The 26589-nt window shown below is 72.2% G+C and carries 28 protein-coding genes; 15 read left to right on the forward strand and 13 right to left on the reverse strand.

What is annotated here, in order from left to right:
- Positions 1 to 169 precede the first annotated feature (169 nt).
- Positions 170 to 973: an IclR family transcriptional regulator gene (locus OG985_RS12495; RefSeq protein ID WP_371668371.1), complete on the forward strand. Its 804-nt coding sequence runs from the start codon at positions 170 to 172 to the stop codon at positions 971 to 973.
- A gap of 74 nt (positions 974 to 1047) precedes the next feature.
- On the opposite strand, the gene OG985_RS12500 is transcribed toward OG985_RS12495, so the two are convergent.
- Complete coding sequence (locus OG985_RS12500; protein WP_371668372.1) at positions 1048 to 1362, reverse strand: DUF5955 family protein; 315 nt, start codon at positions 1360 to 1362, stop codon at positions 1048 to 1050.
- 207 nt (positions 1363 to 1569) lie between these two features.
- Here OG985_RS12500 and OG985_RS12505 point away from each other — a divergent pair, with 207 nt between their 5' ends.
- Both OG985_RS12505 and aceB read left to right on the forward strand, forming a co-directional pair.
- Positions 1570 to 2169: an NTP transferase domain-containing protein gene (locus OG985_RS12505; protein WP_371668373.1), complete on the forward strand. Its 600-nt coding sequence runs from the start codon at positions 1570 to 1572 to the stop codon at positions 2167 to 2169.
- A 187-nt stretch (positions 2170 to 2356) separates the two neighbouring features.
- A complete protein-coding gene (gene aceB / locus OG985_RS12510) occupies positions 2357 to 3991 on the forward strand; it encodes a malate synthase A (RefSeq protein ID WP_371668374.1) in 1635 nt (544 codons plus the stop codon).
- Position 3992: 1 nt separating this feature from the next.
- Here aceB and OG985_RS12515 read toward each other — a convergent pair whose 3' ends face one another.
- The 3 genes from OG985_RS12515 to OG985_RS12525 are packed head-to-tail and all read right to left on the reverse strand — an operon-like array spanning position 3993 to position 6747.
- Positions 3993 to 4292 (reverse strand): SelT/SelW/SelH family protein, encoded by a 300-nt coding sequence (locus OG985_RS12515; RefSeq protein ID WP_371668375.1) that lies wholly within the window; start codon positions 4290 to 4292, stop codon positions 3993 to 3995.
- Entirely contained in the window at positions 4289 to 5203 is a 915-nt protein-coding gene (locus tag OG985_RS12520) for a HipA family kinase (protein ID WP_371674351.1), read from the reverse strand. Before OG985_RS12520 ends, OG985_RS12515 begins: the two co-directional genes overlap by 4 nt.
- A gap of 23 nt (positions 5204 to 5226) precedes the next feature.
- Positions 5227 to 6747 carry an IucA/IucC family protein gene (locus tag OG985_RS12525; protein WP_371668376.1) on the reverse strand — a complete coding sequence of 507 codons (1521 nt, stop codon included), beginning with the start codon at positions 6745 to 6747 and terminating at the stop codon, positions 5227 to 5229.
- A 92-nt stretch (positions 6748 to 6839) separates the two neighbouring features.
- Between OG985_RS12525 and OG985_RS12530 the strand changes: the two genes are divergently transcribed.
- The 3 genes from OG985_RS12530 to OG985_RS12540 are packed head-to-tail and all read left to right on the forward strand — an operon-like array spanning position 6840 to position 10450.
- Positions 6840 to 8339: an IucA/IucC family protein gene (locus OG985_RS12530; protein ID WP_371668377.1), complete on the forward strand. Its 1500-nt coding sequence runs from the start codon at positions 6840 to 6842 to the stop codon at positions 8337 to 8339.
- A gap of 45 nt (positions 8340 to 8384) precedes the next feature.
- Positions 8385 to 9650: a VWA domain-containing protein gene (locus OG985_RS12535; RefSeq protein WP_371668378.1), complete on the forward strand. Its 1266-nt coding sequence runs from the start codon at positions 8385 to 8387 to the stop codon at positions 9648 to 9650.
- Positions 9650 to 10450 (forward strand): hypothetical protein, encoded by an 801-nt coding sequence (locus OG985_RS12540; protein ID WP_371668379.1) that lies wholly within the window; start codon positions 9650 to 9652, stop codon positions 10448 to 10450. The genes OG985_RS12535 and OG985_RS12540 overlap by 1 nt, the downstream gene beginning before the upstream one ends.
- 114 nt (positions 10451 to 10564) lie before the next feature.
- On the opposite strand, the gene OG985_RS12545 is transcribed toward OG985_RS12540, so the two are convergent.
- A complete protein-coding gene (locus OG985_RS12545) occupies positions 10565 to 11191 on the reverse strand; it encodes a winged helix-turn-helix transcriptional regulator (protein ID WP_371668380.1) in 627 nt (208 codons plus the stop codon).
- 85 nt (positions 11192 to 11276) lie between these two features.
- Here OG985_RS12545 and OG985_RS12550 point away from each other — a divergent pair, with 85 nt between their 5' ends.
- The 5 genes from OG985_RS12550 (at position 11277) to OG985_RS12570 (ending at position 15324) form a co-directional block, all read left to right on the forward strand.
- Positions 11277 to 12503: a pyridoxal phosphate-dependent aminotransferase gene (locus OG985_RS12550; RefSeq protein WP_371668381.1), complete on the forward strand. Its 1227-nt coding sequence runs from the start codon at positions 11277 to 11279 to the stop codon at positions 12501 to 12503.
- 3 nt (positions 12504 to 12506) lie between these two features.
- The gene (locus OG985_RS12555) at positions 12507 to 13106 is read left to right on the forward strand and encodes a histidine phosphatase family protein (protein WP_371668382.1); all 600 of its coding nucleotides are present in this window, start codon (positions 12507 to 12509) and stop codon (positions 13104 to 13106) included.
- Positions 13107 to 13262: 156 nt separating this feature from the next.
- A complete protein-coding gene (locus tag OG985_RS12560) occupies positions 13263 to 13892 on the forward strand; it encodes a hypothetical protein (protein WP_371668383.1) in 630 nt (209 codons plus the stop codon).
- 51 nt (positions 13893 to 13943) lie between these two features.
- Positions 13944 to 14366 (forward strand): acyl-CoA thioesterase, encoded by a 423-nt coding sequence (locus OG985_RS12565; protein ID WP_371668384.1) that lies wholly within the window; start codon positions 13944 to 13946, stop codon positions 14364 to 14366.
- 148 nt (positions 14367 to 14514) lie between these two features.
- Positions 14515 to 15324: a chitosanase gene (locus OG985_RS12570; RefSeq protein WP_371668385.1), complete on the forward strand. Its 810-nt coding sequence runs from the start codon at positions 14515 to 14517 to the stop codon at positions 15322 to 15324.
- Here the strand turns inward: OG985_RS12570 and OG985_RS12575 are convergent.
- From OG985_RS12575 to OG985_RS12605, 7 genes are all read right to left on the reverse strand, one after another.
- On the reverse strand, positions 15309 to 16673 hold the full coding sequence (locus OG985_RS12575) for a nucleobase:cation symporter-2 family protein (RefSeq protein WP_371668386.1): 1365 nt from the start codon (positions 16671 to 16673) through the stop codon (positions 15309 to 15311). The genes OG985_RS12570 and OG985_RS12575 overlap by 16 nt on opposite strands.
- A gap of 254 nt (positions 16674 to 16927) precedes the next feature.
- Positions 16928 to 18307, reverse strand: a complete 1380-nt coding sequence (locus OG985_RS12580; protein WP_371668387.1) for an 8-oxoguanine deaminase — start codon at positions 18305 to 18307, stop codon at positions 16928 to 16930.
- 114 nt (positions 18308 to 18421) lie between these two features.
- Positions 18422 to 19369 carry a factor-independent urate hydroxylase gene (gene pucL / locus OG985_RS12585; RefSeq protein ID WP_371668388.1) on the reverse strand — a complete coding sequence of 316 codons (948 nt, stop codon included), beginning with the start codon at positions 19367 to 19369 and terminating at the stop codon, positions 18422 to 18424.
- Positions 19370 to 19376: 7 nt separating this feature from the next.
- Positions 19377 to 19775, reverse strand: a complete 399-nt coding sequence (gene uraH / locus OG985_RS12590; protein WP_371668389.1) for a hydroxyisourate hydrolase — start codon at positions 19773 to 19775, stop codon at positions 19377 to 19379.
- Positions 19772 to 20290 carry a 2-oxo-4-hydroxy-4-carboxy-5-ureidoimidazoline decarboxylase gene (gene uraD / locus OG985_RS12595; RefSeq protein WP_371668390.1) on the reverse strand — a complete coding sequence of 173 codons (519 nt, stop codon included), beginning with the start codon at positions 20288 to 20290 and terminating at the stop codon, positions 19772 to 19774. Before uraD ends, uraH begins: the two co-directional genes overlap by 4 nt.
- Before the next feature lie 122 nt (positions 20291 to 20412).
- Entirely contained in the window at positions 20413 to 20781 is a 369-nt protein-coding gene (locus tag OG985_RS12600) for a helix-turn-helix domain-containing protein (protein WP_371668391.1), read from the reverse strand.
- A complete protein-coding gene (locus OG985_RS12605) occupies positions 20778 to 21029 on the reverse strand; it encodes a hypothetical protein (protein WP_371668392.1) in 252 nt (83 codons plus the stop codon). The genes OG985_RS12600 and OG985_RS12605 overlap by 4 nt, the downstream gene beginning before the upstream one ends.
- A 144-nt stretch (positions 21030 to 21173) precedes the next feature.
- Here OG985_RS12605 and OG985_RS12610 point away from each other — a divergent pair, with 144 nt between their 5' ends.
- The 4 genes from OG985_RS12610 to OG985_RS12625 all read left to right on the forward strand — a co-directional run bounded on the left by OG985_RS12610 (position 21174) and on the right by OG985_RS12625 (position 24669).
- Positions 21174 to 22031 carry a TIM barrel protein gene (locus tag OG985_RS12610; protein WP_371668393.1) on the forward strand — a complete coding sequence of 286 codons (858 nt, stop codon included), beginning with the start codon at positions 21174 to 21176 and terminating at the stop codon, positions 22029 to 22031.
- A gap of 45 nt (positions 22032 to 22076) precedes the next feature.
- A complete protein-coding gene (locus tag OG985_RS12615) occupies positions 22077 to 22970 on the forward strand; it encodes a 2-hydroxy-3-oxopropionate reductase (protein ID WP_371668394.1) in 894 nt (297 codons plus the stop codon).
- Between the two features lie 513 nt (positions 22971 to 23483).
- Positions 23484 to 23720, forward strand: coding sequence for a hypothetical protein (locus tag OG985_RS12620; RefSeq protein ID WP_371668395.1), 237 nt, complete (start codon positions 23484 to 23486; stop codon positions 23718 to 23720).
- A gap of 244 nt (positions 23721 to 23964) precedes the next feature.
- Positions 23965 to 24669 (forward strand): TIGR04222 domain-containing membrane protein, encoded by a 705-nt coding sequence (locus tag OG985_RS12625; protein ID WP_371668396.1) that lies wholly within the window; start codon positions 23965 to 23967, stop codon positions 24667 to 24669.
- 89 nt (positions 24670 to 24758) lie between these two features.
- Here OG985_RS12625 and gcl read toward each other — a convergent pair whose 3' ends face one another.
- Positions 24759 to 26543 (reverse strand): glyoxylate carboligase, encoded by a 1785-nt coding sequence (gcl, locus tag OG985_RS12630; RefSeq protein WP_371668397.1) that lies wholly within the window; start codon positions 26541 to 26543, stop codon positions 24759 to 24761.
- Between the last annotated feature and the right edge of the window lie 46 nt (positions 26544 to 26589).

Consider the following 26589-nt stretch of genomic DNA (forward strand, 5'->3'; position numbering starts at 1 on the left):
CAGTCAAGAGGCACACTTCTCCACTGTGCGCCCGCGACGCCCACTCTGGACGTTTCCGCAAAGCGGAATTAGAGTTCCAGAAAGCAGAACGTAGTTACGTCCACGCCGGGAGTCAACCGGCCGACGGGTAGGCTTCTGCCCTTCCCGCCAGTCGCGAAAGGAACGCGCCGTGCCGACGTCCAGCGCCAGCACCACCGACTCCGCCAAGTCCTCCGCCAGTGGTGGCGTCCAGTCCCTCGAGCGCGCCTTCGACCTGCTCGAACGGATGGCGGACGCGGGCGGCGAGGTCGGACTGAGCGAGCTCTCCGCGAGCAGCGGACTGCCGCTGCCCACCATCCACCGCCTCATGCGGACGCTCGTGGTCTGCGGATACGTCCGCCAGCAGACGAACCGCAGGTACGCGCTCGGCCCGCGTCTGATCCGGCTCGGCGAGTCCTCGGCACGGCTGCTCGGCACCTGGGCCCGCCCCTATCTCGCCCGCCTCGTCGAGGAGACCGGCGAGACGGCGAACATGGCGCTGCTGGACGGCGACGAGATCGTCTACGTGGCACAGGTGCCGTCCAAGCACTCGATGCGCATGTTCACCGAGGTCGGCCGGCGGGTGCTGCCGCACTCCACGGGCGTCGGCAAGGCCCTGCTGGCGAACACCCCGGACCACGAGGTGCGGGCCCTGCTCGCCCGGACCGGAATGCCCGCCGCGACGGAGAAGACGATCGTCACGCCCGAGGGCTTCCTCGCGGCGCTGGAGGACGTGCGGCGCGCGGGCTACGCCGTCGACGACAACGAGCAGGAGCTCGGCGTCCGCTGCCTGGCCGTCTCGGTCCCCGACTCCCCCACCGCCGCGGCCATTTCCATCTCCGGTCCGGCGGGGCGCGTCACGGAGGCGGCCACGGAGCGGATCGTGCCGGTGCTCCAGCAGGTGGCCGTCGAACTCTCGCACGCACTGGCGAGCTCCGGCACCCCGGCCACCTGAGCACACCCACGCGCCCGGCGCGCGCGGAGTCACCGGCAGGCGGACCACGCGTCGGGCCGAAGGCCCTGCCCGCCTCAGCGACCCGGGGGTTCGACGAACCGTTCCACCGCCTCGCGGACCTGCGTGAGGCCCCTGCCCAGGGCGCTGACGGAACCGATCGCGCCCGCGATCAGGAGCAGGGAGCGGCGCAGCCGCGGGATTTCGGGGGTGCCGTGCGCCGCCATCGCGGCCAGCGCGGCGAGTTCGTCCTCGGCGATGCCACGGTCGGGGAACTCGGCAGGATGCGCGGCGAGTTGACGGCGTAACCGGGACACCGCGGCCCTCAGTTCCGCCACCCTCGGATCGTCGTTCCTGCCGGTCACTGGCCTCTGTCCCAAGCTCCGCAACACAGCCGCCCCCTCACACCCCGGTGTGCACGTACCGCCCGGCACTGCCGGGTCCTACGCGGTGATCCCGCCGACGGCCCTCGCAGAACCGGTAGGGCGCCCGGGGACGCGGGCCAGTAAACGCCACCCGGTGGCGCCGCGCCACTGCCCGGACCGAAATCGGGCCCGCCGGAACCCCGCACTGTCCGGCCTGTCGGGTATGCAGGACGCATGACTCACGACGAACCCCAGGTCGCCGGACTCCTGCTCGCGGCGGGCGGCGGCCGGCGGCTGGGCGGACGGCCCAAGGCGCTGCTCGAACACCGGGGGCGGCCGCTGGTGGAACACGCGGCCGCCGTCCTGCGCGCGGCCGGCTGCACGCGGGTGCACGTGGTCCTGGGCGCGCGGGCGGACACGGTACGGGAGCGGGCGGACCTCGGTGCCTGCGTGCTTGTGGACAACCCGGAGTGGGAGCAGGGCATGGGCACCTCGCTGCGGGCCGGGCTGCGCTCGCTCACCGGAACGGGCGTACGCGCGGCGCTGGTCTCGCTGGTCGACCAGCCCGGCATCGGCCCGGAGGCGGTGGGCCGGGTGCTGGCGGCGTACGAGGACGAGGCCTCGCTGGTGTCGGCCGCCTACGAGGGGGTGCGCGGCCATCCCGTCCTGTTCGGGGCCGCCCACTGGGCGGGCATCGTGGAGTCCGCGACCGGGGACCGGGGGGCACGCGCGTATCTGAAGGAGCACGAGCGGGCGGTCAGGCTCGTCGAGTGCGCGGACGTGGCGCGGCCGTACGACATCGACACCGAGGCCGACCTGGTCCACCTTGAGTGAACGGGGTGGCACTGAGAGCCACTGTGCCTCGACCCGGAGAATCTCGACATCAACAAACCATTGAACTTCCACCATGAGGAAACTACTATCCACTGTTCAGAAGCGTCCGGCCGCTCCGCGGACGCCCACCGCCGTACCCAGGCCGACTGGCACCCGGTGCCACGCCCGCTGAAGGAAGTGACAGCTCATGTCCGCACCAGCGCCGTCCCCGCTGGCCATCGTCGACGCCGAGCCCCTGCCCCGGCAGGAGGAGGTCCTCACCGAGGCGGCCCTCGCCTTCGTGGCCGAACTGCACCGCCGGTTCACACCCCGGCGTGACGAGCTCCTCGCCCGCCGTGCGGAGCGCCGCGCCGAGATCGCCCGCACCTCCACGCTCGACTTCCTCCCCGAGACCGCCGGCATCCGCGCGGACGACTCCTGGAAGGTGGCCCCGGCGCCCGCGGCCCTCGACGACCGGCGGGTGGAGATCACCGGGCCCACCGACCGCAAGATGACGATCAACGCCCTCAACTCGGGCGCCCGGGTGTGGCTCGCGGACTTCGAGGACGCCTCCGCGCCGACCTGGGAGAACGTGGTCCTCGGTCAGCTCAACCTGATCGGCGCGTACACCCGCACCATCGACTTCACGGACCCGGGGTCCGGCAAGTCGTACGCCCTGAAGGCCGACCAGGAACTCGCCACCGTCGTCATGCGTCCGCGCGGCTGGCACCTGAACGAGCGGCACCTCGTGGACGCCGACGGCCGCCAGGTGCCGGGCGCCCTCGTCGACTTCGGGCTGTACTTCTTCCACAACGCCCAGCGGCTGCTCGACCTCGGCAAGGGACCGTACTTCTACCTCCCCAAGACGGAGTCGCATCTGGAGGCCCGGCTCTGGAACGACGTCTTCGTCTTCGCGCAGAACCACGTCGGCATCCCGCAGGGCACCGTACGCGCCACCGTGCTGATCGAGACGATCACCGCCGCGTACGAGATGGAGGAGATCCTCTACGAACTCCGCGACCACGCCTCCGGGTTGAACGCGGGCCGCTGGGACTACCTGTTCTCCATCGTCAAGAACTTCCGTGACGGCGGGGCCAGGTTCGTCCTGCCGGACCGCAACGCGGTCACGATGACCGCCCCGTTCATGCGCGCGTACACCGAACTCCTCGTCCGCACCTGCCACAAGCGGGGCGCGCACGCGATCGGCGGCATGGCGGCGTTCATCCCCTCCCGCCGGGACGCGGAGGTCAACAAGGTGGCCTTCGAGAAGGTCCGGGCCGACAAGGACCGCGAGGCGGGCGACGGCTTCGACGGCTCCTGGGTCGCCCATCCCGACCTGGTCCCGATCGCCATGGAGTGCTTCGACAAGGTCCTCGGCGACAGGCCGAACCAGAAGGAGCGGCTGCGCGAGGACGTCGACGTCAAGGCGGCCGACCTGATCGCCGTCGACTCCCTGGCGGCCAGGCCGACGTACGACGGTCTCGTCAACGCCGTGCAGGTGGGCATCCGTTACATCGAGGCCTGGCTGCGCGGCCTCGGCGCGGTCGCCATCTTCAACCTGATGGAGGACGCGGCGACCGCCGAGATCTCCCGCTCGCAGATCTGGCAGTGGATCAACGCGGGCGTCGAGTTCGAGCACGACGGGCAGACCGTGCGGGTCACCCAGGAACTGGCCCGCGAGGTCGCCGCCGAGGAGCTGCGGAACATCCGGGCCGAAGTCGGGGCGGAGGCCTTCGCCGCCGGTCACTGGCAGCAGGCCCACGACCTGCTGCTGGAGGTCGCGCTCGACGAGAACTACGCGGACTTCCTCACGCTGCCCGCGTACGAGCGGCTGACCGGCTGAGTCAGTCCGCCGCCGTGCGCTCCGAGTGGCCCAGGGATCTCCCCGGGGCCACTCGGTCGCGGACGAGCTTCTTCACCGCCGTGGGTTCCGGGAAGCCCTGCTCACGGCGGTCGAAGACCACCTCGTCGTTCACCCGGACGACGAAGACGCCCCCGGTGCCGGGCTTCAGGGACAGCTCCGCCAGCTCGGACTCGAACGTCGTCAGCAGCTCCTGCGCCAGCCACGCGGCGCGCGGCAGCCAGCGGCACTGGGTGCAGTACTCGATCTGGACGCGCCAGGCGTCCGCGGTCCGCTCCGTCATCCCAGGTGCACCGACCAATCCTGTTCCGCCGCCGGTTCGCCGTGCAGGTCGGGGACCCGCTTGAGCCAGTCCGGACGGCCTTGCCGTGTCTTCGCCGCGCGCCGGGCCTCCTCGGCGGCGCGTTCCTCCCCGGTGGGGAAGTCGGTGGGGAGCCAGGCCGCGGAGGACCGCACGCGCGCGTGGAGGTAGCGGACGTACGCGGCCCGGACCTCGTCGGGCGTGGCGAAGCCCGGTTCGTCGCTCAGCCAGGCCTCCGGCACCTCGGCCACGATGTCCCGCAGCAGCCGCTCGGTCACCCGGGGGGCCAGCTCGGCGTCGGCCGCGCGGGTGTCGGGGCCGTAGTGGCCGAGGGCGTGGTGGCGGAAGTCGTAGGCCTTCTCGGGATCCGAGGCGTCCCAGCGGTGGTGGAAGACGAGGGCGGCGCCGTGGTCGATCAGCCACAGACGCGGCGGCACGGTCCCGAAGGTGGGCCAGATCATCAGGTTCGAGCTGTGCACCGTGCGGTCGACGTTCACCGTCAGGGCGTCGAGCCAGACGATCCGGCCCGCTTCCAGGGGGTCGACGCGGAAGGTCTCCGCGACCTGTGGCGTGAAGTCCTGGGCGCCCGGCAGATAGTCCATCCCGAGGTTGACGCCGTGACTGGCGTCCAGGAGGTCGCGTACCTCCTGGTGGGGTTCGTGCGCGGCGAGTGCCGGGTCGAAGTGCGCGAGGACCAGTTCCGGGAACCGCAGCCCGAGGGCGCGGGCCAGCTCGCCCACGATCACCTCGGCGACCAGCGCCTTGCGGCCCTGCGCGGAGCCGGTGAACTTCACGACGTACGTGCCCAGGTCGTCCGCCTCGACGATTCCGGGCACGGAGCCACCGGACCTCAGCGGGGTCACGTATCGAACAGCAGTCACATCGCGCAGCACACCGGCCAGCGTAAGGCAGCCGCTCATCCGGCCAGCGGGTTGGGCAGCGGCAGGTAGCGGGCGTCCGCGCCGTCCGCGCCCGTCCAGCGCAGCAAAAGGTTGGTCTTGCCGGGCAGGGTGGGCGAGGTGAGCAGGGCGTCGGTCTCGGGCAGGTCGTGGCGGGCCAGCGCACGGCGGACGGCGGGCCAGGGGTCCAGCCCGGGGTGGCGTTCGGCGAGGGCCGCGGCGAATTCGGCGAGGTGGTTGACGACCAGGCAGTACACCAGCCGCTCCCAGCCGGCCGCCCGCGAGACGTCCGGCAGCAGCTTGACGCCCTCGGCGTCCCGGAACAGCGCCTGCACCGGCATCCCGTCGGCGTCCACGGCGACCAGCGTGTTCTGCACATGCGCCTCGAGTACGACGCCGTGGTCGGCGAAGGCCGTGAGCGCGGGCGGCACGACCTGGGCCAGATAGGCCTCCCACCAGGCCGCCGGATCGCGCCCGCCGTCCGGCGGGCTGCCCGGGTAGCCCTCCACCAGTCCCGCCGCGAGCAGCGGTGTCGCGCCAGGCACCAGGTGCCCGCTGAATCCGTCGCGGACCAGGACGGCCAGTGCCTCGAAGGCGAAGTCCGCGGTGCGGTAGCCGCGGTCGCTCAGCCAGGCCGCCGGGCCGTCGGCCGCCGCGAGGGCCCGAGTCGCCGCCGCGTCGGTCCGACGGAGTTTCCGCAGGTCGTGGCGCCACAGGCGGCGGATGTCGTTGGTGATGCGCACGTCGAGGCTGAACTTCAGGAAGAGGTCGCGCTCCGGGACCCAGAGCGTCCGGATCGCCGCGGTCGGCCAGGCGGGGAACGCGGTGGTGCCGAGCGTCAGCAGCCGTCCGTCCGCGAAGGCCGGGGCGAGCTCGGAGCCCGCCAGTTCCAGCTGCCAGGGGTGGGCGGGCAGCAGCCGGTAGCCGGGCGGTGCCTCGCCGAGCGCGTCCAGGGCCGAGGTGTCGCCCTCCTCGACGACCGTGTCCTCGCGCAGCGCGAGCAGCACCAGCGGGAAGCGGGCGCGCGCCTCGGGGGCGTACGGCAGCCAGCCGGTGACGGGTCCGCCGCCGCGCGCCTTGGGGGCCGGGTGACGGGGGTGGCCGGTGATGAGGGACTGCTCGGACCGCAGATACGGGTCGTCCGGTGCCGTCGTGCGGGCGCGGACGGCGAGCAGCGCGGCCACCACGTCGCGGCTGTCGGCCATCTCGGCGGGCAGTTCGTGGTTGGCCAGGCCGGTGTGCAGGCGCAGTTCCGCGGCGACGAGCTCCACCAGCTCCTGGTGCCCGACACGCCGCCAGCCGCCAGCGGTGTGCACCTGCGGCTCGGCGGGCCGCCGGTCACCGCGCACCCTGAGCAGCCGGCCGCTCGGCAGTCGGTACCCGCGCGGCTCACCGGCTCGCGGGAGCGGGTCGGCCACCTCGCGCAGCAGACAGTTGAGCAGCGGCGCTGCCGCGTAGGCGTCGGCGCGCTCGGCGACGTCCGCGCCCGGCGGGGCGTCGTCGCCTGCGGGCGGGGGGATGAGATCCACGCGCTTCACTCGTTTTCCACGGTCCGTTCGGGCGGAGATGATCAGTATGTCTGCCGCCACCCCCTGACATGGCATCGAAGCCGTACGCGAGGAGCCCGACCGTGCATCGTCCCCCCACCGCCGAGGCCGAGGTCGCCGAGGAACTGGCCGCCGTGCGCCCCGCCCTCGTGTCACGGTACGCGGCCGAGCTGGCCGGCTCCCGAGCGGCCGTGCTGACCCGACTGTGGCGGGCGCTCGCCCATGAACCACTGCCGTGGATCGCGGGCCGTGAGCCGGTCCGGGACGGGCTCGTCCTGCGCCTCACGGACGGCCGCCGTCTGCACGGCCCGCACCCCGACCCCTACGCCACCGCCGCGTACGTCACCACCGTGCGGCTGGACGACGTGGCGTACGACGATCCGGGGCGGCTGACGGCAGACCTGGCCGTACCGCACGGCACGGGCTTCGCCGCCGAACTGGACCACAGCGTCGCTTCGTTGGCACTGTCACGGGCCGGGCGGACCGGTCGGGCGGGGGACTGGCCGGTGACCGACTGGGGCTGGGAGCAGCGGGTGGTCGACGGACATCCGTACCACCCCGGCTGCCGGTCCCGGCCGGGCTTCTCGGTCGCCGAGCAGCTCGCCTACGGACCCGAGCACGGGCCGGTCGTCCGGCTCGGTCTGGTGCCGGTCCCGGCCGGGCGGTGTGTGGTGACCGGTGTGTGGCCGGAGGAACTGCGCGACGGCGGAAGGCTGTTGCTTCCGGTGCATCCGTGGCAGGCCGAGCACGTGCTCAAACTGCCCTGCGAGCGGGGGCCGTCCGCTCATCCCCTGATGTCCCTGCGCACCCTCGCCCTGCCCGGCGGACCGCACGTCAAGACCGCGCTGAGCGCCCGGCTGACGTCCTCCGTCCGCGACATCTCCGTCTACTCGATCACCCTGTCCGCCACCTTGTCGGACTTCGCGGAGGCCCTCGCGACCCGCGCCGACGGCCTGCTGCACGTCACCCGCACGCTGGGCGCGGCCACGGCCGGCTCCCCCGACCTGGCCGCGGTGTGGCGCGAGTCGCCCGGCGCGTACGCGGCGGCGGAGACGGGCGAGCGGGTGGTGCCGGTGGCCGCGCTCGCCGGTACCGGGCTGCCCGACTCCCCCGCCTGGCTCGCTCGTTTCGCCAGGCTCGCCCTCACCGTGGGGCTGCGTCTGCTGGAGCTGGGCGTGGCTCTGGAGGCGCACGGCCAGAACCTCCTCGTCGTGCTGTCCCCGGGGGGCGAGCCGCTGCGCCTGGTCTACCGCGACCTGGCCGACATCCGCGTCAGCCCGCTCCGGCTGGCCCGGCACGGCGTGCCGGTGCCCGAGCTGACCGGACGCCTGGTCACGGACGACGAAACGGCCTTGCGGCGCAAGCTGTTCGGGTCGCTGGTGGCGGGGGCGCTGGCGGCCACGGCGGGGTCGGCGACGGCCCTGCGGGCCGCGCTGGAGACGGCCGTACGGGATCTGCCGCGCACCCCCGATCTCGTCGCGCTGCTCGAAGAGCCGTTGCCCGCCAAGGCGTTGACGTTGATGCGGCTGTCGCCGGGGACTCCGGGGGACCAGTGGGCCGAGCTGCCCAACCCCCTGCTGTGACGACCCGTTTTGGAGCCCGACACCTCTGATCAATAGGATCCGCCGATGATCAGAACACAACGGCTGGCGGCGGGAGTGTGCGCCCTGCTCGCCGCCCTGACGGCCGGGATCGCCTTCCCCGCCGCGGCGGTCGCCGGTGAACCCACCGGCGAGACCGCGCCCAAGGTCAACCTCCTGCTCGACGTGAGCGGGTCCATGCGGACCCGGGACATCGACGGCGGGACGCGGATGGCCGCGGCGAAACAGGCGTTCAACGAGGTGCTCGACGCGACGCCCGAGGAGGTCGAACTCGGCATCCGGACCCTCGGCGCCAACTACCCCGGCGACGACCAGAAGACCGGCTGCAAGGACACCGCGCAGCTCTACCCGGTCGGACCGCTGGACCGCACCGAGGCGAAGACGGCGGTGGCCACCCTCTCCCCCACCGGCTGGACACCGATCGGCCCCTCGCTGCTGAAGGCGGCCGACGACCTCGACGGCGGCGACGGCTCCAAGCGCATCGTGCTGATCAGCGACGGCGAGGACACCTGCGCCCCGCTCGACCCGTGCGAGGTGGCCCGCGAGATCGCGGCCAAGGGCATCGGCCTCACCATCGACACCCTCGGCCTGGTGCCGAACGCCAAGATGCGCAAGCAGCTCAGCTGCATCGCGGAGGCGACCGGCGGCACCTACACCTCGGTCGAGCACACCGACGAACTGACCGACCGCGTCAACCAGTTGGTGGACCGGGCGGCCGACCCCGTGGTGACGCCGGTGGCCACCGAGGGCGCCACGGCCTGTGCGCAGGCGCCGACGCTGAAGTCGGGGCTGTACACGGACCGCGAGGAGTTCGGACAGCAGCGCTGGTACCGCGTGGACGTCGAGCCGGGCCAGGAGGTGCGGGCCTCGGTGAGCGTCGGCGCCGACCGGGCCGTGAACCCCGACCACGGGGTGCTGCTGCGGGCGGTCACGGTGCACGGCCGGGAGATCGTGCGCGGCGAGGCGGCCGGAACCGGCCGCACGGACGTGGTCTCGACGGGCCTGCGCTATCCGAAGGCGGAGAGCGACGACGAGGACGCCGCGGCGGAGACCGTGTGCCTCCAGGTCACCAACTCCTTCTCGGCGGCCTCCGGCGTGAAGAGCACGCCGGGTCTGCCGCTGGAGCTGACCGTGGACGTCGTGGACGGCCCGTCCCAGGCGAGCGACGTGGCCTCCTTCGGCCTCGGCCGCGGCTGGTGGCTGCTCGGCGCTCTGATCCTCGCCGGCTTCCTCGCCGGTGTCCTGTGGGGCTGGCTCTCGCGCTGGCGGTTCGCGGTCTGGAGGACCAACTGATGCGTGTGACACATGTGGTGAGCGCGGCGCTGCTGACACTCGGCCTGGCCGCGGCACCCGCGGCGGCCGACTCCTCTCCGTCGCCGAGCGCCTCGGCGGACGGCGGGGCGCCGACCGCGGCGGGTACGTCCTTCCGTACGGCGGCCGAGATCGAGCAGGGGCAGCAGGCGACGGCGAACGGTTCCGCGGGCGACTACCTGTACTGGTCGTTCCCGGCGGACGCCGGACAGCGGCCCACGGTGAAGGCGACGGTGAAGCTGCCCGACACGCACGCCGCCCAGACCTGGCAGCTCGACGTCTACGACGGCCTGCGCCGCCGTCAGGCCTGCCAGTACGGGGCGAACACACGCACCGCCGCCCAGGGCACGGCCTCCGTGGAGCTGGCCTGCACCCTGCGCACGGTCCGCGCCTGGTCCGAGACATGGGCCAACGATCCGCTGCCGGGGACGTACTACGTCCGCCTCACGGTCGTGAACGTGCCGACGTCCGATCTCGGTCTGACGGTCGACACCGAGGTGCGGGTCGACTCCAAGGACATCGGCGGGTCCGCTGCCGTGGACGGTTCGCTGGCCGAGCCGCTGGTTCCGGGTGTCGCGGTCAGGTCCGAGGCGGAGGAGGAGGACTCGTCCTCCGCCGTGCTGTCGAGCATCGAGCCGGACGACGGCTGGTCCTCCGGCTGGTGGTCCGACCGCTGGGTGTGGACCGGGGTGGGCGGCGTGCTGGCCGCGCTCGCCGGGATCGGCGGATACGCGCTGACCCGCGGCTCGGGACGGCCGCGCGGGGTGCCACCGGGCGCGTGAGCGCGCCTGACGGCGCTCCGGGTTCCCCGGGCGCCGGCAGTTCACGACCCCCCTCGGGCTCCCGTTCCTGACGTGTCACCAGAAGGCCCGCCTCCGGCGGGCCTTCTGCGTCCGTCACGTCTCTCGCAGTGCCTTGGCCGGTGGACCGTCACCGGTCACCTCGATCCGGCCGGCGCGCACCGCGTCGCGCACGCTCAGCTCGCCGCGGGCGATGGCCGTACAGGTGTCGACGTCCAGCACGAGGCGCGCGTCGGGCTCCTCCGGCGCGGGCCCGTCGCCGTACACGGATGCCTCGGCGACGCCGATCCGGAGATGGAACTCGCCCTCCTCCAGGCGGACTTCGACGAGTCCCTCGCCCTCGAGGGCCCGCAGCAGGGGCAGCGCGAACCAGTGCGCGCGCACCGCGTCCGTGGGCCGCCGCCCACCGAGTTCGGACTGACCCCACTTCCCCAGCGCCTGGAGCACCGCCAGCAACTCCCGCCCGCGTGGGGTGAGTTCGTAGACGGAGGCCGCCCCGGGCGGGGGCAGCCGACGCCGGGTGGCCAGTCCGTCGCGTTCCATGTCCTTCAGCCGGGAGGCGAGTACGTCCGTGCTCACGCCCGGCAGGTCGGCGTGCAGGTCCGTGTAACGGCGCGGGCCGGCCAGGAGTTCGCGGACGATCAGCAGGGTCCAGCGGTCACCGACGACGTCGAGCGCACGGGCGGCGGAACAGTACTGGTCGTAGCTTCGGCGAGGTGACATGTGACGCAGTCTAGACAACTTGTTGGACTTTCCAAGCTCGAACTTGGTAAAACCAAGCAACACCATTTCCGGAGGGGCGCAGCGCATGGAGTTCCGGCAGTCGAGCAAGCTCAGCGAGGTCTGTTACGAGATCCGCGGCCCGGTGATCGAGCAGGCGAACGCGCTGGAGGAGGCGGGCCACAGCGTGCTCCGCCTGAACACCGGCAATCCCGCGCTCTTCGGCTTCGAGGCGCCGGAGGAGATCATCCAGGACATGATCCGCATGCTCCCGCAGGCGCACGGCTACACGGACTCGCGCGGCATCCTCTCCGCCCGCCGGGCGGTCGCCCAGCGCTACCAGGAACGGGGCCTGGAGGTCGACGTCGACGACGTCTTCCTCGGCAACGGCGTCTCCGAGTTGGTCTCGATGGCCGTACAGGCGCTGATCGAGGACGGCGACGAAATCCTCATCCCCGCACCGGACTTCCCCCTCTGGACGGCGGTCACCACCCTGGCCGGCGGCAAGGCCGTGCACTACCTCTGCGACGAACAGGCCGACTGGTACCCGGACCTGGACGACATGGCGGCGAAGATCACGGACCGCACGCGAGCCGTCGTGATCATCAACCCCAACAACCCCACCGGAGCCGTCTACCCGAAGGAGATCGTCGAGGGCATCCTCGACCTCGCCCGCCGACACGGCCTGATGGTCTTCGCCGACGAGATCTACGACCAGATCCTGTACGACGGCGCCGTGCACCACTCGGCCGCCGCGCTCGCCCCCGACCTGGTGGTCCTGACCTTCTGCGGCCTCTCGAAGACCTACCGGGTCGCCGGATTCCGCTCGGGCTGGCTGGTGGTCACCGGCCCGAAGCAGCACGCGCGCGACTACCTGGAGGGCCTGACCATGCTGGCCTCCATGCGACTGTGCCCGAACGCGCCCGCCCAGTACGCCATCCAGGCCGCCCTCGGCGGCCGCCAGTCCATCACCGACCTCACCGCCCCGGGCGGCAGACTGCACGAACAGCGCAACGTGGTGTGGGAGAAGCTCAACGAGATCCCCGGAGTGTCCTGCGTGAAGCCCAGGGGCGCCCTGTACGCGTTCCCCCGTCTGGACCCGAAGGTGCACCGGATCCACGACGACGAGAAGTTCGTCCTGGACCTGCTGCTGCGGGAGAAGATCCAGGTGGTCCAGGGCACCGGCTTCAACTGGCCGAGCCCCGACCACTTCCGCATCCTCACCCTCCCCCACGCGGACGACCTGGAGGCGGCGATCGGACGGATCGGGCGGTTCCTCGGCGGGTACCGGCAGGAACGGCCTCGTAGCCTGTGAGACATGGGTGATCTCTTCCTGGTCCGGCACGGCGAGACCGAGTGGTCGCGGTCCGGGCGGCACACCGGCTCCACGGACGTACCGCTGACCGAGCACGGCCGCGAGGAGGCGCGCCGGCTGGTGCCGCTGATCCGCTCGCACCGGATCGGCGCCGCGTTCGTCAGCCCGCTGCAACGGGCGCGCGAGACCGCGGAGCTCATCGGACTGCACGAGGCACGCGTGGACCCGGACCTACGCGAATGGGACTACGGCGGGTACGAGGGCATAACGACCGTCGAGATCCAGCGCGGCCGGCCGGGGTGGTTCCTGTTCACGGACGGGGTCACGCCCGGCCCGCCCGAGCATCCGGGGGAGACACCGGAGCAGGTCGGGGAGCGCGCCGACCGGATGCTGGCCCGGGCGGACGCCGCGCTCGGCAGCACCGAGGGCGCCGTCGTGCTGGTCGCGCACGGCCACTTCCTGCGGGTCCTCACCGCCCGGCGGCTCGGACTGCCCGCCTCGGCGGGGGCACTGTTCCAGCTGGCGACGGGCACCGTGTGCCGGCTGAGCACGGAACACGAGCGCCCGGTGATCGCGGGCTGGAACCTCCGGCCGGGACCGTAGCAAGGGGGCCTCGGACGCTCTCCCGGACGGGCGTCCGAGGCCCCGGACGCTCTCCCGGACGGGCGGTGTCAGACCGCCGTCGTAGTCTTCGAGCGGGTCGGCCGTCGCCTTCCGGCCGACCCTGCGAAGAAACCGTCAGCCGGGGAGGAGCACGCCGTGACACGACCGCCGACCGCCGCGCAGCGGCGTGTCATCGACACCGCCGATCCCGTCACCGGGCGGCTGAAGGGCACCGAGACGCAGCTCGCCGCGCTGGTCGGGCGCGGGCTCGCCTTCCGGCACCCGCGGCCGCCGCACGACCACTTCCTGACGCCGGCCGGACACCGGATACGCGAGCAGACGACGGTCACCCCCGAGCCCGTCGGGGACACACCCACCGCCACCGGGGTGTTCACCGCACGCGTCGGCGGTGAGGAGGAGATCCCCGACGCGGGTCCCTCCCGTGTCCGCGAGGTGCACAGCGCCTGGCAGGGGCTGCTCGAGCTGCGCAGGATGACCAACCCCGACGGTGCCACGGACCGGCCGTGCGGCTGGGAGCGGACCCATCTGGTGCAGGCGGCCGCGCTCGCCCTGGAGGCGGCCGGACACCACCCCGCGGGTCAGGACACCGAGGGCTACCGGGTGCGGGCGACCCCGCAGCCGGAGGCCGTCGCCGTGCGCGGGCCGGACGGCGAGACGCTCCGGGCCTGCGCGGCCACGCTGGAGCGGGCGGGCTGGCAGGCGGGCGAACACACCGATCCTCGTACGCGCGCTCGATATCTGCTCGCTTCCCCGCGCCGGGCATGACGGGCGTGCCAAGATCGGTGAGCAGGGCATCCACGTCGAGAAGGGGACACCGTGAGCGAGCCGTTCTCCGTCCGGATCACCGTCCGCGGATACGAGACCGACGTACAGGGACACCTCAACCAGAGCGTGTACATCAACTACGCCGAACACGCCCGCTGGTCCTTGTTGCAGGCGGCGGGCATCAGCCAGGCCGCGCTCGCGGGCAGGGGCGTGGGCCCGGTCGCCCTGGAGACGACCATCCGCTACCGGCGGGAGCTGCTCGCGGGTGACGAGGTGGACGTGAACTGCGTCTTCGTCTGGGGTGGGGGCAAGACGTTCCGGATCGAGCAGACCATCCGCAGGACGGACGGCACGGTGGCCGCCGAACTCACCTCGGTGGGCGGCCTGCTCGACCTCGGGGAACGCAGACTGCTGGCGGATCCGCAGGGCCGCTTCAAGGAACTCGCCACGGACGCGAGCCTGTTCGGCCTGTGACCGCGACCGCCGGACGCCGCACGCCCCGTCGGACACGGGCGGCATCCCCCGCCCATCCACCGTGACCTCCTCGGCCCTCCCCACGGCGTTCCCCACCTGACGCGCGGACCTCGACTCCCCCGCACCGCGAGCACACCCTGGAGATCACGTGCCGATCCCGTACGCGAGAGCCGCCCGTCGCACCCTGCTCGCCGCCCTCGGCACCGCGGTGTTCGCCGGCCGGTGGGCGTCGGGCGGGGCGGCCCCGGCGACCGGGCTCGACGCCCCGGAGAAGAAGGACATCGCGATGCGGCTGGTGTCCAGCGCGGAGAACTCCTCGCTGGACTGGAAGGCGCAGTACCGCTATATCGAGGACATCGGCGACGGCCGCGGCTACACCGGCGGCATCATCGGCTTCTGCTCCGGTACGAGCGACATGCTCGCCCTCGTCGAGCTGTACACCGAGCGGGAACCGGGCAACGCCCTGGCCGGCTACCTGCCCGCGCTGCGGGCGGTGGACGGGACGGCCTCCCACGAGGGCCTCGACCCGGGCTTCGCCGCCGCGTGGCGCGAGGCCGCCGGCACGTCCGCCTTCCGCAGGGCGCAGCGCGACGAACGGGACCGGGTCTACTTCGACCCGGCGGTCGCCCGCGCCAAGCGGGACGGCGTCGGCACGCTCGGCCAGTTCGCCTACTTCGACGCCATGGTGATGCACGGCCCCGGCTCGGACGCCGTCAGCTTCGGCGGCATCCGCCGGCGTGCCCGGGGCCTCGCGGACACCCCGGCCGACGGCGGTGACGAGACGGCGTACCTGAATGCCTTCCTCGACGCCCGGGTGTGGGCGATGGAGCAGGAGGCGGCCCACCGCGACGTGACCCGGGTCGAGACGGCCCAACGGGTGTTCCTCGCCGCGGGCAACCTCGCCCTGACCCCGCCGCTCACGTGGCGGGTGTACGGGGACGACTACACGATCGACTGAGGAGCGAGGGGGACGGCGTCGGCCGGGCCCGGCAGCCGGGCCGGTTCCTTGCCGGGGTGGTTGAACACGAGGTTCAGCAGGACCGCCGCGAGGCACCCTGTGGAGATGCCGGAGTCCAGCACGATCCGCGCGGTCTCCGGGAAGGCGTGGTAGAACTCCGGCGCGGTGATCGGGACGATGCCGACGGCCAGCGAGACGGCCACGATCAGGACGTTGTCGCCCTTCTCCAGGGCCGCCCCGACGAGGGTCTGGATGCCGCTGGCCGCGACCGACCCGAACAGCACGACGCCCGCCCCGCCGAGCACCGGACGCGGTACGACGGCGATCAGTGAGGCCGCCACCGGGCACAGGCCCATCAGCACGAGGAATCCGCCGCCGGCCGCGACCACGTACCGGCTGCGGATGCGGGTCATGGCGACCAGCCCGATGTTCTGCGCGAAGGCGCTGCACATGAAGCCGTTGAAGAGGGGGCTGAGGGCCGAGCCGAGGGTGTCGGCCCGCAGCCCGGCCGCGATGGTCCGCTCGTCCGCGGGGCGTTCGACTATCTCGCCCAGCGCGAGCATGTCCGCGGTCGACTCGGTCATCGAGACCACCATCACCACGCACATCGACAGGATCGCGGCGAGCTGGAACCGCGGGGCGCCGAAGTGGAACGGTGCCGGGAAGCCGACCACGTCCGCGGCGGCGACGGGGCCGAAGTCGACTCCGCCGAAGGGGATCGCGAGCACGGTGCCGGCGACCAGGCCGAGCAGCACGGCGATCTGCTTGACGAAGCCGCGGGTGAAGCGGCGCAGCAGGAGCACGATCAGCAGGGTGGCGCCCGCCAGGCCCAGGTTCGTGGCCGAGCCGTAGTCGTGTGCGGCGGGGTCGGGGCCCTGCGCCCAGCCGAAGGCCACGGGCAGCAGCGACACGCCGATGAGCGTGATCACCGTGCCGGTGACGACCGGCGGGAAGAAGCGGACCGCCTTGCAGAAGACGGGAGCCGCGAGGAAGCCGAGGAGTCCGGCGACGATCACCGCGCCGAAGATGACCGGCAGGGCGTCGGACGGGTCGTCCGTGGCGGCGACGATCGCGGTCATGGGGGCGACACCGGCGAAGGTGACGCCGTTGACGAAGGGGAGCCGGGCGCCGATCTTCCAGATCCCGAGGGTCTGCAGGAAGGTGGCGAGGCCGGCGGTGAACAGGCAGGCGCCGGTGAGGAAGGTGAGTTCGGTGCCGGTCAGGCCGATGGCCGCGCCGACGATCAGGGGCGGGGCGACGACTCCCGCGTACATGGCGGCCACGTGCTGCAGACCGCTGGTCGCCAGCTTGAGGACAGGGAGTTTCTCGTCAACGGGGTGGGTGGTCACGGCGGCTCCTCCGGTCGGTTGCACGTCGGCTCCGACGTGGGTGTCAAGGAGGTGGTGCGGGTGGGCAGGGGGTACCTCCACCCGGGCGGGGCATGGGGCGGAGAGGGGGAGGGACCGGGACGGGACCGTGCCGGGGCGCGTGCGTCCACACGCGCCCCGGGGACGGCCGCCGTGCACCCTGTGCGGGTCCACGGCCGCCGGCCGGGAGCCGTCCCTCCCGACCGGAGATCAAGTGCCGTACGGGGACCGGGAGATCAGGCCCGGGCGGCGATCTTCGCCAGCCGCTGCGCCTGTGCCCGCGTGGAGCGGGCGATCGCGTCCTCGTCGGCGTGCAGCAGACGGTTGTTCTCGACGATCTGGCGGCCGCCCACGAAGGAGGCCGTGACCGGGGCCGCGGCGCCGAAGACCAGCGCGGTCACCGGGTCGGCGATGGAGGCGTGGGCCAGCGTGTCGAGCTTCCACAGCACCAGGTCGGCGAGCTTGCCCGGCTCCAGGGAACCGGTCTCCGGTGCGCGGCCCAGGACCTGGGCGCCGCCGTAGGTGCCCAGGCGCAGTGCCTGACGGGCGTTGAGGGCGGCCTCGCGGTGGGCGCCGAGGCGGTTGATGAGCAGTGCGTTGCGCAGTTCGGTGTGGAGTTCGCCGGACTCGTTGGAGGCCGTGCCGTCGACGCCGAGGCCGACCGGGACGCCGGCGGCGAGCAGGTCCGGGACCCGGGCGATACCGGCCGCGAGCCGGGCGTTGGACGACGGGCAGTGCGCGACACCGGTCTTCGTCCGGGCGAAGGCGGCGATGTCGGAGTCGTTCATGTGGACGCAGTGCGCCATCCACACGTCCTCGCCGAGCCAGCCGGTGGACTCGAAGTAGTCGGTGGGGCCCATGCCGAACAGCTCGTGGCAGAACTTCTCCTCCTCCACGGTCTCCGAGCCGTGGGTGTGCAGCCGTACGCCCTTGCGGCGGGCCAGTTCGGCGCCCTGCCGCATCAGTTCGGTGGAGACGGAGAAGGGCGAACAGGGCGCTACGGCCACCTGGGTCATGGCGTCGAAGGAGGCGTCGTGGTGCTCGTCGATGGTCGCCTCGGTGGCGGCCAGGGCGTCTTCGAGGGTCTCGACGGCGAAGTCCGGCGGCAGGCCGCCGTCCTTCTCGCTGCGGTCCATGGAGCCGCGGGCGAGGGTGAAGCGGACGCCCATCTCGCGGGCGGCGCGGATGACGGCGCCGGACAGGTCGCCGGAGCCCTTCGGGAAGACGTAGTGGTGGTCCATGGCGGTGGTGACGCCACCGCGGGCCATCATCGCCAGGGAGCCCTGGGCGGCCGAGTACACCATTTCCTCGTCGATGCGCGCCCAGGTCGGGTACAGCGCGACGAGCCAGTCGAAGAGGTTGTGGTCGGTGGCCAGGCCCCGGGTGATCCACTGGTAGTAGTGGTGGTGGGTGTTGACCAGTCCGGGGGTGACGAGGTGGCCCGAGGCGTCGATACGGCGTTCGACGTTCGCCAGGTCCTCGGGGGCCCTTCCCGCGCCGAGCGACTCGATGCGGTTGCCGGCGACGACGACATGCCCGGAGGCGTACTCGGTGTCGTGCGCGTCGACGGTCGCGATCGCACAGTTCTCGAACACGATCCGCTGGGCTGCTGCCATGATGCGTCCTTTGCACTCGGTGGTCTCCGGGGAGAGGGCACGGCAGGACCCTGAGAGGTTTGAGTGCCGTGGCCGGGAGACCGTTCCCCGGCCACGGGTGCCGAAAGTGGGGCGTCAGAGGGTGGTGAGGTCCACCGGGATCCGCGCCTCGCAGCCGTCCCGCAGGACGGTGGCCTCGATCAGGCCGTAGGGCCGGTCGGCGGCGAAGTACACCTCGTTGTCGTTCTTCAGGCCGAAGGGCTCGAGGTCCACGAGGAAGTGGTGCTTGTTCGGGAGCGAGAAGCGGACCTCGTCGATCTCGCCGCGCCGGTCGATGATCCGCGACCCCATCTGGTAGAGCGTCTGCTGGAGCGACAGCGAGTACGTCTCGGCGAAGGCCTGGAGCAGGTGCCCGCGCGTCTGCTCGTACGACTCCTCCCAGTCCGGCGTCTCCCGCTCGTCGCCGGACCAGTTGAAGCGCCAGCGCGCGGAGACCTCGGTCGCCAGGATGCGGTCGTACGCCTCGGGGAGCGTCGTGTACTTGTCCTTGACGTAGCCCCAGAACTCGGAGTCGGTCGAGTTCATCACGACCAGGTCCTTCAGGCCGGAGACGACCTCCCAGGACGAGCCGTCGTAGGTGATCTGCGCGACCCGGGTCTCCCGGCCCTGGCGGACGAAGGAGTGCTCGCCCCGGCCGGCGCCGCCCGGGCCGGTCTCGGCGTCGGAGGTCGCGATCCGCTCCCAGGCGTACTCCTCGACGCGGATGCGGGCCCGTCTGATCGGCTCCTGCGAGGTCACGAAGTGCCGGGCGAGATGGATGCCGAACTGCTCGGCCGACTCGATGCCGTGCTCCTTGGCGAACGCGTACACCGTGTTCTTGGTGGTGTCGGTCGGCAGGACGTTGGCGTTCGAGCCGGAGTAGTGCACCTCCTCCATGTCGCCGCTGAGCGCCACGGAGACGTTCAGGTCCTTGATGTGGTGGGTCGCGCCGTCCCGGGTGATCTTCACGACCCGGTTCTCCGCCTTGCCGTACTGGTTCTGTCCCAGCATCACGGGGCGGCCGGTTCGGGGATTGTCTGCCATGTGTCTGCTAGCTCCCTCGGTATACGGAGTAGCCGAACGGGTTGAGCAGCAGCGGTACGTGGTAGTGCTCGCCCGGCACGACGGCGAACGTGATCGCCACCTCCGGGAAGAACACCGCCCCGGCACCGCTGTCCCGGTTCGCGGGGGCGTCCTGCTGCGCATCGGCTTGCTTCTTCTCGAAATACGGCTCCACGGCGAAGTCGAGCCGCACGTGGGTGGTTTCCTCCGGCAGGGCCGGCAGGTCCTTGCACCGCCCGTCCACATCGGTCGCCGAGCCGCCGAGCTCCCGCCACCGCGCGCCGCGGCCGGCGCGGCACGCGAGCCGGACGGCGACGCCCCCGGCGGGTCGGCCGACGCTGGTGTCCAGGATGTGCGTGGACACGGAGGCGGTGGTGCTGGTGCTCATGGTCGGGCGTCCTCTTCGACGAGTAGGGCCAGGCGGAGACGGTTGATCATGCCCAGCTCGGTGCGGACGGTCTCCCACTCCTGCTCCGGCGTGTTGCCGAGCCGCTCCCTGGCCGCGTCGCGCATCTGCTCGCCGGTCCGGCCGGTGGCGCAGATGAGGAAGACATGGCCGAACTTCTCCTGGTAGGCCAGGTTCAGTTCGAGCATCTCCGCCTTGAGCTCCGCGGAGGCGCCGGCCATGCCGCGCTGTTCGCGGGCCGAGGTCGGGTCGCCCGGCTCGGGCCGGCCGATCGGCGGGTGCCCGGCCATGGCCTCCGCGAGGTCCTCGGCACTCAGCCCGGACATGGCGGCGTCACTGGCGGTGAGGAGTTCGTCGGTGGTGGCGCAGGGGCGGGCGGCGAGCAGTCGCCTCGCCCAGGTGGTGGAGGCGCACGCCTCATGGAGCGCGGCGAGGGCCGCGGACTCCTCGAGATCATTGAACCGGGCCAGGCCCGGGGGCGTGGAAGTCGACGTCACGGAAGCCTCCGTGGCCGCGAACGGCCTTCGTGCTGAACGGGCTGCGGACAGCTAACGCCCCTCCGCGACACCACGTCAACACTTTGTTGAAAATTCCGGGTAACGAACCCGGCCCGCCGCGCTCAGCCCTGCTTCTCGCGGTTCAGGTAGTTGTAGACCGTGAAGCGGCTCACCCCGAGCGCGCTCGCCACGGTCTCCACGCCGTGCCGCACGGAGAAGGCGCCACGCGCCTCGAGTATCCGCACGACCTCCTGCTTGGCCTTGCGGTCCAGATCGGCGAGGGGCTTGCCCTGCCTGCGCTCCATGGCGGCCAGGATGTGGTCGAGCGAGTCGGCGAGCTGGGGCAGACGTACGGCGACGACGTCGGCCCCCTGCCAGGCGAGCACGACATCCTCGGGGCCGGCCTCGTCGGGCGGGAGCATCTCCCCGCCCATGGCGTCGACCAGCGGCTTCACGGCCGCGATGAAGGGCTCGTCCCCGGCGCCGGTCATTCCGGGCCCTCCCCGACCACGTTGACCTGGAGCGAGATCCGGGTGGCGCCCGCCTCCAGGGTCCTGCGCAGCAGCGCGTCCACGGCGGAGAGCACGGCGTCGGCACCACCCTCGGCCGTGTTGCCGAACGGGCCGACGTCCACCGCGTCCAGCTCGGCCGCCTCGACGACCTGACGGGCCACCACCGCATGCGCGGGTGGCTCGTCGAGGTCGAAGGGCTCGGTCGTGAACTCCACTCTCAATCGCACGCGCACAACCTAACGCGCGGCGCCGTTTTCCGCCGACCCCTCTTGACAAGCTCCGACGCCCGGCGGCAATCTTCCAATAAGCAGAAACCAACTTCCGCAATACGGAAATCGTCCTCGCCTCGACACGGAAGGAGCGCGGCCCCGATGCCAGGTCCCGAATCGAGCACAGCCGCAGATCAGCGCTTCAGCGTCAACCTGTCGATCCTCTTCACGGAACTCCCGCTCCTGGAGCGCCCCGCGGCCGCCGCCGCGGCCGGCTTCACCGCGGTCGAACTGTGGTGGCCCTGGATCGACTCCCCCACACCCGCGCGCTCGGAACTCGACGCCCTCAGGAGGGCGATCGAGGACGCGGGAGTCCGGCTCACGGGCCTGAACTTCTACGCCGGACAGCTCCCCGGCCCCGACCGCGGCGCCCTGTCGGTTCCCGGCGAGGAGTCCGAGCGGTTCCGCGCCAACATCGACGTGACCGCCGACTTCGCCCGCTCCCTCGGCTGCACGGCGCTGAACGCCCTGTACGGCAACCGCGTCGAGGGCGTGGACCCGGCCGAACAGGACGCGCTGGCGCTGGAGAACCTGGTCCTCGCGGCCCGGGCGGCCGACCGGATCGGCGCGATCCTGCTGGTCGAGGCGCTCAACCGGCCGGAGTCCCCGCGGTACCCGCTGGTCAGCGCCCCGGCCGCCGTCGGCATCGTCGACAAGGTCGACGCGGCCACCGGGCTCGGCAACGCGCGGTTCCTGATGGACCTCTACCACCTGTCGATGAACGGCGAGGACCTGCCGTCGGTGATCGAGCGGTACGCGCCCCGCACCGGCCACGTCCAGATCGCCGACAACCCCGGCCGAGGCGCTCCGGGCACCGGCACGCTGCCGCTGGAGGACCTGCTCGGCCGGCTGCGGAAGGCCGGCTACGAGGGCTGGGTCGGCCTGGAGTACAAGCCGGGCGACCGCCCGAGCGCGGAGGCCTTCGACTGGCTGCCCGCCGAGGCCCGAGCCGCCCGCTGAGCGGCACCCCATCAGACGCAGCACAGAAGTCAGAGAGGCACCCTCATGAGCAACAACCTCCCCAAGGTGGCCTGGATCGGCCTCGGCATCATGGGCTCGCCCATGTCGGAGAACCTGATCAAGGCGGGGTACGGCGTCACCGGCCACACCCTGGAACAGGACAAGCTCGACCGGCTGACCGCCGCAGGCGGCACCGCGGCCGGCTCGATCGCCGAGGCCGTGCGGGACGCCGACGTCGTCATCACGATGGTGCCCGCGTCCCCGCAGGTGGAGGCCATCGCCTACGGCCCGGACGGCATCCTGGCCCACGCGAGGCCCGGCGCCCTGCTCGTCGACATGTCGTCGATCACCCCGCAGACGTCCGTCGACCTCGCGAAGGCCGCCGCGGACCGGGGCATCCGCGTCCTGGACGCACCGGTGTCCGGCGGCGAGGCCGGTGCCGTCGAGGCGGTCCTTTCCATCATGGTCGGCGGCGAACAGGCCGACTTCGACGAGGCGCGGCCGCTCTTCGAGGCACTCGGCAGGACCATCGTGCTGTGCGGTCCGCACGGCGCGGGTCAGACCGTGAAGGCCGCCAACCAGCTGATCGTGGCCGTGAACATCCAGGCGTGCGCCGAGGCCGTGGTCTTCCTGGAGAAGTCGGGCGTGGACCTGAAGGCGGCCCTGGACGTGCTCGGCGGCGGGCTCGCGGGCTCCACCGTCCTGACGCGCAAGAAGGACAACTTCCTGGCCCGCGACTTCAGGCCGGGCTTCCGTGTCGACCTGCACCACAAGGACATGGGCATCGTCACCGACGCGGCCCGCGCCGTCGGCGCGGCCCTGCCCGTCGGCGCCGTGGTCGCCCAGCTGGTGGCCGGCCTGCGCGCCCAGGGCGACGGTGGCCTCGACCACTCGGCCCTGCTGCGGGGCGTGGAGCGCCTGTCCGGCGCCCGGCTCTGACCTCCCCCAGACCCCGGGCGGCGTCGCCGCTGACATCTGTCCTGTCGCGCCCAGGCGACGGCGCCGCCCGGAACCAGCCACACCGAAGAGTCCCGCCCGATCACGTCCACCGGCGGCCCGTCCCGGGTCCGGCGGCGACGTGACCGGGAAGGACCCGGCCCGCGTGCGGCGTCCGACCACGGGTCCCGACGCCGTACGCACAGCCCGCGACACCACTGTGCGACCCGGATGAGGGGTGCTCGCCGGTGGGGCGTGGGCGGGATGGGACCGCGGCGGCGCGTGAGCCAGTGCGGTGGCGAAGGTTCCGGAGCCTCCTTCTTCGACCTGAGGGAAGGAGGCCCCGGTTCGTCGCGGCCGCCGCGGTCCCAGCCCAGAACGGCACTCTCGCACGGCGACGAGCGCCGGACACGGACGGTCCCGTGTCCGGCGCTCGTCGCCGTCCCGGGGCGCCGGAGGAGTCGGGGGCGGGGGAACCGGGATGCGGATCTGCCGGGTCCGCAGGAGTCTGAACACATGGCACCTCCCACGCCGCATCCGCACATCGTGGTGCACGCACCGGCCCTCGACGGCTCCCGGCGGGTGACGGCCGGGGACACGGTCCTCGGTATCGCCTCCCATCTGGACGACGTGGTCGAGATCCTCCGGCTGGCCGACCTCGACCGCATCGAGGTGGAGGAGAGCGACTTCATCGAGTGGCAGGGCGGCGGCCCCGAGGACTGGCCGGGACTGTCCGAGCGCGAGGAGGACTGAACCCCGCGCGATGCGGTCCCGTCCACGGCGCCGGTGCGGTCCGGTCCACGGCGCCGACTCGTCGGCGGTGGCGGACGCGTACGACGGACGGCGTAGGACCGCTACGGAACCCTCAGAACAACCTCTGAACTTCGTTCAAAAGGCTTCGCCGGGGCCTCACCGCGGGCACATCCTGGTGCACGGGGCGGCCCGCCGGCACGGGGGCGGCGGGCCGCCCGCCGGGGGACGTTCGCACGGGGGTGCAATGAACGAGGACACGGATTTCCGGCCGAGCCCGCAGGACGTCGCTCTGCTGCGCGGCGGCCCACGGGCCGCCGTCACCGTCGCCGTGCTGGCGCTGCATCTGCGGGGCGCGGTCGAAACCGGCCGTCCGGGCACGCTGCGCAAGGCCAATCGCCCGGACGGCGGACCGCCCGACTACCGGCACCCGTTGGAGAAGGCGGTGCGCGTCGGGCTCTACCGGCCCGCCGGACCACGGGAGTTGCTCAGCCGCTCGGTCGTACGTCAGGCGTTGGCGCGAATGCGGCGCGAGGCGACGGCGGCCGGGCTGCTGCGTTCCGTCCCGCCCGGCAGGACCCGCGCCGCCCGCCGCCGTCTCGCGGAGCTCCGCGAACGCCGTCCGCTGCCGGCCGACGGCGACGTACTGCCGGACGAGGACGCCCTGTTCGCCGTCGCTCTGTACGGCGGCCGGGCCCTGACGGCCCTCGTCCCGGTCTTCGCCCGGGACTCCGGGCTGCTCGGCCGGGGCGCACTGGCGGACGAGGGTCTTTTCCCGCACGGCCTGGGCAGCGGCCTCCGCGGCCTCATCGGCGACGAGGGCACGACCGGCCGGGACGAGCACGGTCACGGGTCCGGGTCGGACCATGGGCATGCGCATGGGTACGGCCATGACCACGGGGGCGGTGGCTACGGCTGCGGTGGTGGCGGCGGCGGTGGCGGCTCGGACTGACCGGGCGACGGCGGAAGGGCGGCCCGTCCCGGCAGGACGGGCCGCCTCGCGGCACCGCTGGCGTCAGACCCGCCGATGGGCCTCCGGTGTCAGACCTTCAGGGTCCTGATCGAGGTCGGCGCATGGCCGGGCTCGGTCGCGATCTCCTCGAACTCGACGACGTTGCCGATGTCGTTGGTGGTCGACATGGAGATGTTGGTGACGCGCTCCAGGATCGCCTCGACGACGACCGGCACCTGGTGCTCGGCGGCGAGCTTCTTGGCCTGTTCGAGGGCGGCGCCGAGTTCGTTCGGGTCGGTCACCCGGATCGCCTTGCAGCCGAGGCCCTCGGCGACCTTGACGTGGTCGACGCCGTAGACGCCCAGTTCGGGCGAGTTGATGTTCTCGAACTCCAGCTTGACCTGGAAGTCGATGTCGAACGCCCGCTGCGCCTGGCGGATCAGGCCCAGATAGGCGTTGTTGACGAGGACGTGGACGTACGGGATCTTGTGCTGCGCCCCGACCGCCAACTCCTCGATCATGAACTGGAAGTCGTAGTCGCCGGAGAGCGCCACCACGGTCGCCTCCGGGTCGGCCTTCGCCACGCCCAGCGCGGCCGGGATCGTCCAGCCGAGCGGGCCCGCCTGGCCGCAGTTGATCCAGTGCCGCGGCCGGAAGACGTGCAGCATCTGGGCGCCGGCGATCTGCGAGAGGCCGATGGTGGACACGTACCGGGTGTCCGGACCGAACGCCTTGTTCATCTCCTCGTACACGCGCTGCGGCTTGATCGGGATGTCGTCGAAGTGCGTACGGCGCTGGAGTGTGGCCTTCCTGTCCTGCGCGGCGGCCGCCCAGGCGGAGCGGTCGGGCAGCCGGCCGGCCGCCTTCGCCTCCCGTGCCACCTCGACGAAGAGCTCCAGCGCGGCCTTGGCGTCGGAGGCGATGCCGTAGTCCGGGGCGAAGATCCTGCCGATCTGGGTCGGCTCGATGTCGACGTGCACGAAGGTGCGACCGGCCGTGTAGACGTCCAGCCTGCCGGTGTGACGGTTGGCCCAGCGGTTGCCGATGCCGAGGACGAAGTCGGACTCCAGGAAGGTCGCGTTGCCGTAGCGGTGCGAGGTCTGCAGGCCGACCATGCCGGCGTTGAGCTCGTGGTCGTCGGGCAGGACGCCCCAGCCCATCAGGGTCGGAACGACCGGCGTGCCGGTCAACTCGGCGAACTCGACGAGCAGTTCGCAGGCATCGGCGCCGATGACCCCGCCGCCTGCCACGATCAGCGGGCGCTGGGAGGCGTTCAGCAGCCCGAGCGCCTTCTCGATCTGGGCACGGGTCGCGGCCGGCTTGAAGACCGGGAGCGGCTCGTAGGTCTCCGGGTCGAACTCGATCTCGGTCAGCTGGACGTCGATGGGCAGGTCGACGAGGACCGGGCCGGGCCGGCCGGAGCGCATCAGGTGGAAGGCCTTCTGGAAGACGCCGGGAACCTGGGCGGCCTCCAGCACCGTGACAGACCACTTGGTCACCGGCCCCGCGATCGAGGCGATGTCGACGGCCTGGAAGTCCTCCTTGTGGATCACCGCGGTCGGCGCCTGGCCCGTGATGCACAGGATCGGCACGGAGTCGCCGATCGCCGAGTAGAGCCCCGTGATCATGTCCGTGCCGGCGGGTCCCGAGGTGCCGACGCAGACGCCGATGTTGCCGGCGCGGGTGCGGGTGTAGCCCTCGGCCATGTGCGAGGCGCCCTCCACATGACGGGCGAGGGTGTGGTGGATGCCGCCGGAGTCCCTCAGCGCGGCGTAGAAGGGGTTGATCGCCGCGCCGGGGACACCGAACGCACCGGTGACGCCCTCGCGCTTGAGGATCTCAACTGCCGCGCGGGCAGCGGTCATACGAGCCATCGAGTACTCCTGCCTCGGCTGTCGGATTCGCACTCCCGTCGCGCCC

The organism is Streptomyces sp. NBC_00289 (assembly GCF_041435115.1).
In the GTDB taxonomy this organism is placed as follows: Bacteria; Actinomycetota; Actinomycetes; order Streptomycetales; family Streptomycetaceae; genus Streptomyces.

What these genes read in the sequence shown, in the direction of transcription:
- OG985_RS12505 (WP_371668373.1), top strand. Translation starts at nt 1,570, where the DNA reads ATGACTCACGACGAACCCCAGGTCGCCGGACTCCTGCTCGCGGCGGGC.
- aceB (WP_371668374.1), top strand. Translation starts at nt 2,357, where the DNA reads ATGTCCGCACCAGCGCCGTCCCCGCTGGCCATCGTCGACGCCGAGCCC.
- OG985_RS12515 (WP_371668375.1), bottom strand. Translation starts at nt 4,292, where the DNA reads ATGACGGAGCGGACCGCGGACGCCTGGCGCGTCCAGATCGAGTACTGC.
- OG985_RS12535 (WP_371668378.1), top strand. Translation starts at nt 8,385, where the DNA reads ATGATCAGAACACAACGGCTGGCGGCGGGAGTGTGCGCCCTGCTCGCC.
- OG985_RS12540 (WP_371668379.1), top strand. Translation starts at nt 9,650, where the DNA reads ATGCGTGTGACACATGTGGTGAGCGCGGCGCTGCTGACACTCGGCCTG.
- OG985_RS12545 (WP_371668380.1), bottom strand. Translation starts at nt 11,191, where the DNA reads ATGTCACCTCGCCGAAGCTACGACCAGTACTGTTCCGCCGCCCGTGCG.
- OG985_RS12550 (WP_371668381.1), top strand. Translation starts at nt 11,277, where the DNA reads ATGGAGTTCCGGCAGTCGAGCAAGCTCAGCGAGGTCTGTTACGAGATC.
- OG985_RS12555 (WP_371668382.1), top strand. Translation starts at nt 12,507, where the DNA reads ATGGGTGATCTCTTCCTGGTCCGGCACGGCGAGACCGAGTGGTCGCGG.
- OG985_RS12580 (WP_371668387.1), bottom strand. Translation starts at nt 18,307, where the DNA reads ATGGCAGCAGCCCAGCGGATCGTGTTCGAGAACTGTGCGATCGCGACC.
- pucL (WP_371668388.1), bottom strand. Translation starts at nt 19,369, where the DNA reads ATGGCAGACAATCCCCGAACCGGCCGCCCCGTGATGCTGGGACAGAAC.
- uraH (WP_371668389.1), bottom strand. Translation starts at nt 19,775, where the DNA reads ATGAGCACCAGCACCACCGCCTCCGTGTCCACGCACATCCTGGACACC.
- OG985_RS12600 (WP_371668391.1), bottom strand. Translation starts at nt 20,781, where the DNA reads ATGACCGGCGCCGGGGACGAGCCCTTCATCGCGGCCGTGAAGCCGCTG.
- OG985_RS12610 (WP_371668393.1), top strand. Translation starts at nt 21,174, where the DNA reads ATGCCAGGTCCCGAATCGAGCACAGCCGCAGATCAGCGCTTCAGCGTC.
- OG985_RS12615 (WP_371668394.1), top strand. Translation starts at nt 22,077, where the DNA reads ATGAGCAACAACCTCCCCAAGGTGGCCTGGATCGGCCTCGGCATCATG.
- OG985_RS12620 (WP_371668395.1), top strand. Translation starts at nt 23,484, where the DNA reads ATGGCACCTCCCACGCCGCATCCGCACATCGTGGTGCACGCACCGGCC.
- OG985_RS12625 (WP_371668396.1), top strand. Translation starts at nt 23,965, where the DNA reads ATGAACGAGGACACGGATTTCCGGCCGAGCCCGCAGGACGTCGCTCTG.
- gcl (WP_371668397.1), bottom strand. Translation starts at nt 26,543, where the DNA reads ATGGCTCGTATGACCGCTGCCCGCGCGGCAGTTGAGATCCTCAAGCGC.